Origin of the sequence: Desulfovibrio sp. ZJ369 (assembly GCF_011039085.1) — a bacterium.
In the GTDB taxonomy this organism is placed as follows: Bacteria; Desulfobacterota; Desulfovibrionia; order Desulfovibrionales; family Desulfovibrionaceae; genus Desulfovibrio.
In genome coordinates this window covers 110,386-121,647 of record NZ_JAAKEI010000005.1, presented here as the reverse complement: position 1 = coordinate 121,647, position 11,262 = coordinate 110,386, and the positions used below count along the sequence as shown (strand labels likewise).

The following is an 11,262-nucleotide window of genomic DNA, read 5'->3' as shown; positions in this document are numbered from 1 at the left end:
GGAGCAAAGTGAAACAATTACTTCGGGGTATGAAAGCAAAAACATGTGATGAACTATACAAATCCATTGGAAAAGCATTAAGTTGTATCACACAAAAAGACGCTGAAGGATGGTTTAAATCCTGTGGATATGTAAAAAGTTAAAAGCAAAATGCTCTAATTTTATTAGCAAACCGCTCTAGCTTTTCTGCCCATGTGTTTTGCGCCTTTGCCTGCGGCGCAGCGCAATGCGCCAGAGCCAGGAAAGCAGCAAGGTGCCTGTAATTCCCAGAAAGGCCCATAAGGTCCGCGCCGCGTTGAACGGCTGCTCAAAGCCCCAACTGGCCGCCCTGTCCCAGGCCGGATGGTAGATGGCCCAGCCCAGAAAAAAGACCAGCCCCAGAGCGCCGAGCGCCCCGGCCAGCCAGTACGGGGGGATAGCTTCCTCCCAGAAAAAGGAGGAACGGTAAAAACGCCGCCGGGCCAGGCAAACGGCCAGGAGAACCACGCCGATCATCAGGGCCGCTTCCCACGAGAAGCCCTTGAGCAGGGCCCCGGCAATGCCCAGAAGCAGAAAAATCACCGTCAGCCTGAAGGATCGGGACTGGCGACGCTCAAGGCCATAGGAGACGAAAAGCAGGGCCGCGCCGGAAAGCGCGCAGATGAAATGCCCCGCATAGAGCACGCCTCTGGGCAGATAAGCGGTCAGCAGGGCCACGCTGGAAGGCAAGGTGGGCAAGGTGGAGGAAACCAGCAGAATCACCCCCCCCACAAAGGCCATATAGGCCGTTATGGAATGTGAAAGCACAGACAGCCAGCGCCCTGCCTCGCGCAGCATGCTGCGGCTCTGCCGGGCCTCGTACACGGCCAGCAGCACTGCAGCGGCCAGCAGCGGAATAATATAATAGATAATCCGGAAGAGCAGCACAGCGGCAAAAACCGTCTGCTCATGCGCGGTGTGGGTGAGATGCAGGATCACCAGCTCAAAAACCCCCACCCCGCCGGGGATGTGGGTCAGGACCACCGCCACCTGGGCCACAAGATAACTGGGCAGAAAATCGAGAAAACTGACGCCCATGTCGCCGGGCAGGAGCACATACATGCAGGCCGCGGCGGCCACGATGTCCACCCCGGCCACAATGAATTGGGCCACGGCGATGCGCGGCGCCGGAAAGACGAACTCCTTGCCGAAAATATGCACCGGCCTGCGCACCGTAAAGCAGAGCACCAGATAAGAGCAGGCCGCCAGAAAGAGAAGCACGCCCAGAATACGCACATCGGCTATGGGCATGTGCCGCAACAACTCGTCGGGAATCACGGGCGGGGCGATCATGAAAATGATCCCGCACAGCCCCAGGGCGCCCACCCAGAACGTCACGGCCAGCATCAGCACCAGACGGACAATGTCCGTCAATGTAAATCCCCAGGCTGTGTAAAAACGGTATCGCACGCTGGTGCCGCCGAGCAACGCGCCGAAATTGTAGCTGACGGCCTGCCCCACAAAGGAAACCAGCGCCACGCGCGGCAGGGGCAGCTTTTTATGAATGGCCTTGAGCGCCAGCCAGTCATAGCCCACCAGAATCATATAGTTGATGACCATCAGGAACAGGGAAAACCCGATGCGGCCATACGAAATCTGCTGGATGCTCTCTCGAATCTGAGCGATGCTGTAGGATTTGAGCTTGTGATAGAGGAGATAGACCGCCAAAAGAAAAACGGCGGTAATCAGCACTGGTCCCAGATAACGCAAATATTTTTTCATGATATGGCAATTCGTTAGCAGTAGCGCCGGATGTCGGCGGGAGAGGGCTCCGATCCATTTTCAAACACGCCGCATCCGGCATGGCTTCAGGAAAAAACCGGGCCTGCCGTATGCATCCCGCGTGCACCCTGCCAGGAACCGTCAGGCGCGGCAGGCAACGGCGCGCTCAGGCCAAAAGAAAAACGCTTCCGGCAGCTTTGTGAAAGCTATACTACGCCTCGCACCCGCCGCGCAAGCCCGCTCCGCCCGGTCTCTCTTTCCGGGGCGATCGCGGAAAAAGTTGCGCCAAGGCTTGACCCCAGGCACAGCAATGGCTAGGGTAGCAGACACGGCGCATGTCTCTGGCCGTGGAGCCGCGTATCCGCATTCGGCCGGGCGCGGGCTTTCCGCAAATCCGATCCAAATACAACCAAGATCCGCAGGTGTGCTCTGCTGTCCGGGCAGCAGGCGCTTTTTTTATTTTGTGAGGTTCGACATGACAAGCACTCCCATTTCCATCCAGGGCTACAAAAAACTTGAAGAGGAACTGGCCCGCCTGAAAACCGAGCGCCCGGCCATCATCCAGGCCATCAAGGAAGCCAGGGAAGAAGGCGACCTGCGCGAAAACGCGGGCTATGACGCCGCCCGCGAGCGGCAGGGCATGGCCGAAGCGCGCATCAAGTACATTGAATCGCGCCTTGCCCTGTATCAGGTGATCGATCTGGACAAGCTCAGCGGCGACAAAGTCATTTTCGGCGCCAGCGTGGAAGTGGAAGATGTGGACAGCGGCGAACGCAGGACATTCACCATCCTCGGCCCGGACGAGGCCGATCCGGCCAAAGGCTCCATCTCTTTTCTCTCGCCCGTGGGCCAGGCCCTGCTGGGCAGGGAGCAGGGCGACGAAGTCACGGTGGACATTCCGCGCGGCCGGGTCACCTATGAAGTGATGAGCATTGCCTTTCACGGCAGCAAGGTGCTGGGCTGAGCCTTCGGGCTCAAACCCCGCTCAAATTCAGGGTCCAGCCGAAATCGGGCGCGGCGCGCAACTGCGGGTTGCGCAAACCGTGAGTCCTGACAACCTCGCCCCAGCGCCGGAGAAAGTCTTGCCGCGCCCGGGGCGTCATTGATTCCTCCCGCGCCGGTTCGGGCAACAGCCATTGCCCCCAGGGCGAAATCAGCGAATGCCTGCCCTCCCCCTCCCGCCGCAAGGCGTACTCGGCTTCGGCCAGGGGGCCCAGCGCGGGATCAAAGCCCTCATGGCGCAAAAAATCCTCCCGCCGCACGGCCATGCAGCGCCAGGATGCGGCCAGGGCCCGCCGGGCGAGCAGTAACTGGCCCCAGCAGAGCGAGGGCAGCAGATCCGGCGTGGCTCCACGCTGCAAGGGAAAAGGCAGGCCCGTCGCGTCGGGGTACAGCCCGGCGTGCCACAGCCGCCCGCCTTGCCAGACGCAGCCGCCCACAACAGCCAGATCGGGCCGCAAAGCCAGCACTGCCAGTTGTTCGGGGCGGCAACCCTCAAGAGGCAAAAGAGCGGCATCCAGAAAGAGCAGCACATCCCCCGCAGCGGCGCGCGCCGCCGCCCGGCAGGCCGTGGCCCAATGCGGCCCGGCGGGCGGCAGGCTGCGGGCATGCAGTTGCGGGGGCAAATCGGCGCGGCTCAAGGCAGAGGGTGTCAGGGGCTGCCAGAGCGTCTCCAGTTGCAGTTGACGGGCAAGCTCTTGCAGGCACTGCACCAGGCCAGGAGCCGGGGGGCGCGGCGCATCCGCCAGAAGAATCACGCTGCAACGCAGCCCTGGCGGCACGGCTGTTTTTAGCCTGAAAAAATTATTTTTGCCCGCGGGCTCGGCCGTGGCCTGCAAACCCCGCCGTTGCGCGCTGGCCTCCAAGGCCTTGCGGGTGGCTTCCAGCACATACGGCTTGCTTGCCAGGCCAGAGGTGGTGCTCTCCGCATGAATCCGCCAATGATACAGGATGCGGGGAATGTGGGCGATTTCTTCCGGCTTGAGCTTTTCCGTCACCCGCAGACTCAGATCAAAATCCTGGGAGCCTTCAAAGCCGCGTCGCAGACCATTGGCGGCGCGCAGCGTGGAGGCCGCGTAACTTGAGAGATGGCCGGTGAAATGCAGGTCAAAGTCAAAGGCGGCCTTAAAAATCGGCGTGCGCCGCACCCCGGCGGCGTCGATCTTGTCCTCGTCGCTGTAGATGAAGCGCAGTCGGGGGCTCTCAGCCGCATGGCGGGCCACTTCCAGCAGCGCGTTGGGGGCCAGCAGATCGTCATGATCCAAAAAGGCGGCCCAGGGCGCGTCGGATAAAGCCAGGGCGCTGTTGCTGGCCTGCGAGATATGCCCGTTGCGTTCCCGGATGACCAGGCGGATGCGCTGATCCCGCGCGGCATACGCGCGCAGCATTTCCGGCGTTTCCGGCGAGGTGGAGGCGTCATCGGCCAGACAGAGCTGCCAGCGGCCATATTGCTGGGCCAGCACGGAATCCAGCGCCGCGCGCAAAAATGCCGGGTTCGGATTCCAAACCGGCATGAGCACGGCGATCTCCGGCCATTGGCGGCCCACGCTCAGCTGCCGGGCTTCCGGCTGCCCGTCAGCGCGGTTCCCTTCCCGCAGCTCAAGCCAGGCGTCATAAATGGAGGGCGCATTGTCCAGGGAGCAGGCGTAGATGCCCGCCCGCGCCAGAGCCCGCATGCCCGGCCTGAGCTGCTCGTGCTGAAAACGCCGCGCCTGCGCCAGCCACTCCAGCGCCTGCTCCCTGAGCGTGCCCAGCTTTTCCTGCCCGCCAAACTCGGCCAGCCGGGCGGCGCAATGCGTATACCAGGCAAAGACTCTCGGCAGCGAGGACGGCAGCTCGCGGCACAGGGCCACTGCCGCGCTCCGCTCGCGTGACGGCAAGAGGCGCAGCAAATGCAACAGGGCGTCGGGTTCCGGCGCATGTCGCCAGCGCAGCCATGCCGCATCCAGGAAGTCCAGGGAGTTCTGCAACGAGTGCGGGGCAGGATCCAGGGGCAGGTTGCGCGGACCTTCCACCAGCCAGGGCGTCAGGCCGTACTCCAGACCGTCAGCCTGCGCCTGGAGGTGATAGTCCGGCCGCAGCAACGCGGGATCCAGACGGCCGCGCTGTAAAAGGCTGTTCCAGAGGCCGCAGCTTTTCCAGGGATCGAAGCTGTCGCACAGTACCGCGCGCGCCGCGGGCTCGCTTGAAAAAAAACCCTTGCGCGCGGCCGCAAGGCGCAGGCAAAGATCGATCCCGGCCAGGGCCTCCAGATTCGGCTGAAAACCGCCCGCGGCCATAAAATCTTCCCGCCGCAACAGGAGAGCCGCCTCGTGCGCGATTTGAAAAACGCGTCTGCGCGCGGCCAGAGGATGCCCGACATCCAGGCCTTCATATAAATAGCGTATCTGGCCCCGGCTGTCGGCCACGCTGCCCAGATGACAGAGGCGCCTCCGGGCGGACGCGTTGCCGGAAGCCCGGCCCCCGGCAAGCAGCAAGGGGTTGACGCCCGCCAGGGCGGCGTTGCCGTTGAGCACTGCCAGCATGGGCGGCAGGCTGTTTTCTTCCAGAAGCACGTCAGAGGAAAGCAGGAGCAAAAAAGGGCTTGCGGCGGTCGCAACAAGCCGGTTGACGGCCGCTCGCGGGCTTTGCCCGGCTGCCAGGGGCAGACAGACAAAGCTTTGCAGGGCCTTGCGCCGCAGCAGCGCCCGCCCCAGGGCCAGCACCGGAACTTCCAGCGCGGCCGGGCAGAGGCAAACCACGGCCAGATCCTGTATGCCCGCCTCGACCAGGGCATGAAGGCAGGCGGCGGGCGCTTCCCGGCCTGCGCAGGTCACAGCCGCAGTCAGCAGAACATGCGCGGGATCCTGCCCCTGCCTGGCCGAAAGAGCGATGGACGAAGCGGCGTTCATGCCCGGCAGCATACGGCAGGCCGAAGCGCAAGGCAACGCCGTGGCCGGGCGCGGCAGGCCGGACGAACGCTTTTTTTGCCGCCCGCCGGGGCTTGGCAGAGCCCCGCAAGGTCTGCTAGGCTGGAATTTTCCGAACGCCGCTCAGCCGGGCCGCGTGCCCGGCGCAATTTCCGGTGTTCGCATACCAGCAAAGGCTTTTCCTATGACCGTATTTTTGCCGCGCCTGCTTTATCTTTTGGCTGCACTGGCGTGGTATATGCTGCTCTGGCCCAATCAGGTGACCATTTTCATGGCGGCCTGCTTCTCCTGCCTGACTCTGCCCTATTACCGCAACCTGCGCAGGAAAACCAGCGCCTGGCGGATCAGGCTTGAACGAAAGCGGCCGGATACGCTCCAGCGCCGTCTGCTGCTCAAGCTTTCCAGCCATGCGGCGCTCTACGCGTACATTACGACGCTCCTGTCCGCCTTTTTCGTGCCCATAGCCATGCTGGCGCTGCTCGTTTCGCCGCAGGCGGCCGCAGGTCTGGTGCGTTTGCGCGAACTGCAGGCCAACAATTTTCAAATTCCCCCGGACTGGGTGGAATATATTCAGCAATGGCGCATGAGCCTGGCCGAATACCCGCGTGTGGAAAAAGTGGTCAATGATTTCATTCATAACCTGGACACGCTTTTCGCGGACACCATGAGCCTGCTCCTCACTCGCGGCTTTGACGTGCTCGGCGGAACCATGACCGCATTCTGGACCACCTTTCTCTTTCTGACGCTCACGGTGGTGTTTACCGTCTATGCCCGACGCATCCGCAAGATTGCAGGGCGCATATTTCATTTGCCCCAGAGCCTGCTGAGCCGCTTTATCTGCGCCATCCACAAGGCCTTGCGCGCCATTCTGCTGGGCATTGTGCTGGTGGCTCTGGCTCAGGGCGTGCTCTGCGGCATCGGTTTTGCCGTGGCGGGCATCAATCAGCCCGCGTTCTGGGGTATGCTGGCCACCCTCGTGGCGCCCATTCCGGTGGTGGGCACGGCGCTGATCTGGATGCCGCTCTGCCTTTCCCTCTGGTTCACCGGCAAGGCCATGGCCGCCGTGGGCCTGGGCCTTTGGGGCGTCATCGCCGTGGCAGGCGTGGATAACGTGCTGCGCCCCCTTTTCCTGCGCCAGGGCATCAAGGCGCCGTTCTTTGTGCTGATTCTGGCCATTCTCTGCGGGCTCGCCAGCTTCGGGCCGGTGGGCCTGATCGCCGGGCCGGTGCTGCTGGCCTTTGCCATCCAGGCTGTGGAGGAAGCAAACCGTTTTTACCAGATCCATGAGCCGCGCTGATCCCATCCCGCCGCGCAAACCGCGAAAACGCGATGGCGGCGCAAGGCTTGCGTGGGGCAGCGCGCTGCGCCGTGAGGCTGTTTCGGCCTTTCTTTTCCTCTGTCTTTTTCTTTGGCCGGGGTTTTGCGCCCCCGCGCACGCCGCCCTGCCCGTTCGCGCCGCCATCATGGTGAACCTCACTACCGGGCGCGTGCTCTATGAGCAACAGGCCGACACTGTCATCCCCCCGGCGTCGCTGGCCAAGATTATGACCATGTTTGTGACGCTGGACAGCGTCAGGAAGGGCCGCCTTACACTTCACGAGAAAATCCGGATCAGCCCTCAGGCGGCCTCCACAGGCGGATCGGCCATGCATCTGCGCGCAGGCGAACGTACTCCCCTGGTGCGGCTGCTCACCGGCATGGCCGTGGCATCGGGCAACGACGCGGCCACGGCCGTGGCCCAGCGCGTCGGCGGCAACAGCCGTCATTTCGTGCGTCTGATGAACCGCAAGGCCCGCGCGCTCGGCCTGCGCCGCACGCTTTTCAAAAATCCCACCGGCCTGCCCGCCGCGGGCCAGAAAACCACGGCCCGGGACATGATGCTGCTCACGCGCGCCTATCTGCGGGCGCATCCCGCGGCCATGCGCTTTCACAGCACGCGCTTTTTCATGCACAGAGGGCGCACCCTGCGCAATACCAACACTCTGCTGGGCAGGGTAGAAGGCGTCGACGGCCTGAAAACCGGCTGGACCGTGGCATCGGGCTACAATCTCGTCATTACGGCCCAGCGCGGCAAAACCCGCCTTCTGATCGTGATTCTTGGGGGGAAAACCAAAACCGAACGCGATCGCTCGGCCCGCAGGCTTGTGGAGGCGGGCTTCCGGCATGCCGGCGCGCCCGGGAAGGTTCGGAGCGTACTGGCGCGGGGGCGTTAATTTTTTTTTCACAGGTGCGCAGACGCTGCGCCGACATGGCATTTTCCGAACGGCAACTCGGCCGCCGGGCAAAAGGCAGCTTTTCCCGGCGTTTATAAGAACATGGCAAGGTTATTGCATTTACTATTTAGATGCGTCAGCCCTGGCAGACGCATATTTGACACCTTGCATGAATCCGCACCAGGGAGTAAGCTGTTTTCCGAACTCTACAGCAGCCGTGTAGCGCGGCGCTTGGCGCGGATCCGTCAGTTGGGACGGCACAGACTAACCGGCTCAGGCCGGCATTCTGTGCTGGCAGGCGCGGGAGGTTGCTATGAAAATTCATGGCGTGACTCTCGCCATCTGCAAGCGATTTCCGGACTTGACGAAAGCGTGAGAGAGAGAGAGAGAGAGAGAGAGATTATGATTTTCCGGACTCTGTGCCTTTTGCCTCTGCTCTTGAGCCTGAGCCTGGCGCTCCTGCCTGGCCTCTGCTCTGCTGTGCCAGCGCAGCAGATGGAAGTGCGCGTCGGCTATTTCGAGAACGGGGACTACATGCGCCGCAATCGGGACGGCGAGTTCATAGGCTTCAATATCGAATTTCTGCACGAGATCTCCAAATTCAGCGGCCTGAACTTGCACATGGTGGACGCCGGGAGCTGGCAAAAAGCCCTGGCCATGCTGGAAAAAGGCGAAATCGATCTGCTGCCCGCCGTATATCGCACGCCGGAGCGCGAGCGGAAGATGTCTTTTTCCGACCAGCCCATGCTCAACATTTTCACCACGCTCAATGTCCGGGAAAACGACGAGCGTTACGACTATGAGGATTTCGACTCGTTCTGGGGCATGAAAGTGGGGATCCTCGCCAGCAGCAGATCCGGCGAGAAATTCAAGAAATACTGCCAGGACAACAACATTGACCTGACGATCATCCCTTACGCGGAAACCGCTCCGCTGTTCAAAGCCTTGGAGGACAAAACGCTGGACGGGGTGGCCATCACCTATCCGGGGCGCAACAGCTTTTTCCGCGGCGTTGCCCAGTTTTCCCCGGAGCCCATATATATCGCGGTGGCCAAAAACAGGCCGGATCTCCTGGCCCGCGTCAACAAGGCCATGAACATCATGGCGTTGCGCGACGCCTATTACTCCATGCGCCTGTATGACAAGTATTTCTCGTTCAGCGCGCGCCAAAAGCCTGTTTTTACCGACAGCGAGCAAAAATTCATCCGCCGGAAAAACGTTATCAAAGCCGCCTATGATCCCACCTGGAGGCCCCTGGGCTATAAGGATTCCAAGAGCGGCAGGTTTTCGGGCGTGGTGGGGGATTTATTCCAGCAGATTACCGAGTACACCGGCCTGGTTTTCGAATTTGTCCCGCTGCCGCAGCAGGAAGCCCTGGAACTGGCCTCCAGGGGCAAAATCGACGTGATCTGCGCGCTGGCAGGCGATTACCTCTGGAACGAGTACTATAAGCTCAACGGCACCGTCGAGTATTTGCGCACGCCCGCCATGGTGGTCCGCACGCGGCAGAAGGACGAAATCGACACCATTGCCCTGCGACCGGGCTGGCTGTCCAAAAAAGTTGCCGAGGAAAATGCCGACAAGCGTATCCTGTATTACGATTCCACGGCCGCCTGCATGGAGGCCGTGTTGCAGGGCAAGGCCGACGCGACCTACGGCAATGCCCATGTCGTCAACTATCTGCGTACCAATCCGCGTTACGCCAACCTTGATACGACGCCCTTGGGCAAATACACCAGCCCGTTGCGCATCGGCGTCTCGCGCCATGCCGACCCCCGCCTGTTCACCATTCTGGATAAAAGCGTTCAGTATATTTCCACCGAAGTCATGGACGATCTGGTGCTGAAAAATACCATCAGGCCCCGCAGTCTCAGCCTGAGAGAATTTGTGGCCGAGCATCCCGTCAAGATCTTCGGCGGCCTTGTGGCCGTGTTCGGATCGATCATTCTGCTGCTGCTCTACAATCTGTACATCAAGTCCAGAAGCAACCGGCGGATTCAAGCCCTTTTGTACCGGGACAGTCTGACCGGGCTCGACAATATGGACAAGTTCTGCATGGAGTCCGAAACGCTTCTGGCCAAAGCCCATAACAAGGGCTACGCTCTGCTCTACGGCGACATCAGCCAGTTCAAAATCATCAACGACAGCTTCGGCTTTACCATGGGCGATCAACTTCTGCGCGCCTATGGCCATATCATGAGCGAGGCGGTGGGCGAAGGCGAGCTCTGCGCGCGCGTCTCGGCGGATCATTTCATTCTTTTGCTGCGCTATACGGATTGGGACAATCTGGCGGCGCGCATCGAAAGCATTGACAAGGAGCTGGACAACTGGCGGCGCTCTCAGGGCATGCCGTACAGAATCAATACGGTTTTCGGCGTCTATCTGGTGAATCCCCTGGAAAAGCACAGCAGCCATCTGATGCTTGATCTGGCCAATTACGCGCGAAGAAACGCCAAGCTGCAACGCGGCAAGAACGCTCTTGTGCTGTATGACGAGGATATGCGGCAAAACGCCCTGCTCCAGCGCGAACTCAACGGACAATTGGATATGGCTCTGGAGCGCGGGGAACTGGAAGCCTGGTTCCAGCCCAAAGTGGACATGCCTTCGGGAAAGATCATCGGCAGCGAAGCTCTGGTGCGCTGGCGACATCCCACGCGCGGCCTGCTCATGCCGGGCAGCTTCATGCCGTTTTTCGAGAGCAACGGCTCAGTGACGAAAATTGATCTGCATATCTTCGAGCAGGCCTGCAAGGCGCTGCACGCCTGGCAGGAACGCAGTCTGCCCAGACTGCCCATTTCCTGCAACTTTTCCAGCCTGCACTTTACCAAGCCGGACTTTCCCGACCGGCTTGAGGCCATTGCCGACCGTTACAACGTGCCGCACGCCTGCCTGGAAGTGGAAATCACCGAGAGTTCGCTCATTCATAATCCCGATGCTGTCTGCAAGCAGCTCGTGCAGCTCAAGAATCGCGGTTTTATGATTGCCATTGACGACTTCGGTTCCGGCTATTCCTCGCTGGGCCAGTTGCAGCGGCTTATGGCGGACGTGCTCAAGCTGGATCGCAGTTTCGTGCAAAACGACATGCTCGGCGAACGCGAGCGGATCGTGCTCGGCAATGTCATCCAGCTCGCCACCCAACTGGGCATGGCGGTCATTTGCGAAGGCGTGGAAAACAAAGCGCAGGCCGCCACACTTATGCAGCTCGGATGTACCAGCGCGCAAGGCTTTCATTACGCCAGGCCCATGCCCCGGGATGATTTTGAGACCCTGCTGCAAAAAGGCGCCATCGTCGGGGAAAATGCCGCGCAGGACCAAAAACAGGCCTGAGGAAAAACAAGGCTTTTTCTGATACCTTTCACTACGCCCTGGAGCAGTTCCGCGTTGAAATTGCTCCAGGGCTG

At 61.1% G+C, this 11,262-nt stretch carries 6 protein-coding genes; 4 read left to right on the top strand and 2 right to left on the bottom strand.

Going from position 1 to position 11,262, the window contains the following annotated elements; genetic code table 11:
- Positions 1–177: 177 nt before the first annotated feature.
- Positions 178–1,740 (bottom strand): lysylphosphatidylglycerol synthase domain-containing protein, encoded by a 1,563-nt coding sequence (locus tag G7Y51_RS03090; protein WP_165174922.1) that lies wholly within the window; start codon positions 1,738–1,740, stop codon positions 178–180.
- Between the two features lie 475 nt (positions 1,741–2,215).
- Here G7Y51_RS03090 and greA point away from each other — a divergent pair, with 475 nt between their 5' ends.
- The gene (gene greA, locus G7Y51_RS03085) at positions 2,216–2,704 is read left to right on the top strand and encodes a transcription elongation factor GreA (RefSeq protein ID WP_165174921.1); all 489 of its coding nucleotides are present in this window, start codon (positions 2,216–2,218) and stop codon (positions 2,702–2,704) included.
- Positions 2,705–2,714: 10 nt separating this feature from the next.
- On the opposite strand, the gene G7Y51_RS03080 is transcribed toward greA, so the two are convergent.
- The gene (locus tag G7Y51_RS03080) at positions 2,715–5,630 is read right to left on the bottom strand and encodes a glycosyltransferase (RefSeq protein ID WP_165174920.1); all 2,916 of its coding nucleotides are present in this window, start codon (positions 5,628–5,630) and stop codon (positions 2,715–2,717) included.
- 202 nt (positions 5,631–5,832) lie between these two features.
- Between G7Y51_RS03080 and G7Y51_RS03075 the strand changes: the two genes are divergently transcribed.
- The 3 genes from G7Y51_RS03075 (at position 5,833) to G7Y51_RS03065 (ending at position 11,188) form a co-directional block, all read left to right on the top strand.
- A complete protein-coding gene (locus G7Y51_RS03075) occupies positions 5,833–6,945 on the top strand; it encodes an AI-2E family transporter (RefSeq protein WP_165174919.1) in 1,113 nt (370 codons plus the stop codon).
- Positions 6,946–7,090: 145 nt separating this feature from the next.
- Complete coding sequence (locus G7Y51_RS03070; protein ID WP_165174932.1) at positions 7,091–7,861, top strand: D-alanyl-D-alanine carboxypeptidase family protein; 771 nt, start codon at positions 7,091–7,093, stop codon at positions 7,859–7,861.
- Between the two features lie 402 nt (positions 7,862–8,263).
- Positions 8,264–11,188: an EAL domain-containing protein gene (locus tag G7Y51_RS03065; RefSeq protein WP_165174918.1), complete on the top strand. Its 2,925-nt coding sequence runs from the start codon at positions 8,264–8,266 to the stop codon at positions 11,186–11,188.
- Positions 11,189–11,262 lie beyond the last annotated feature (74 nt).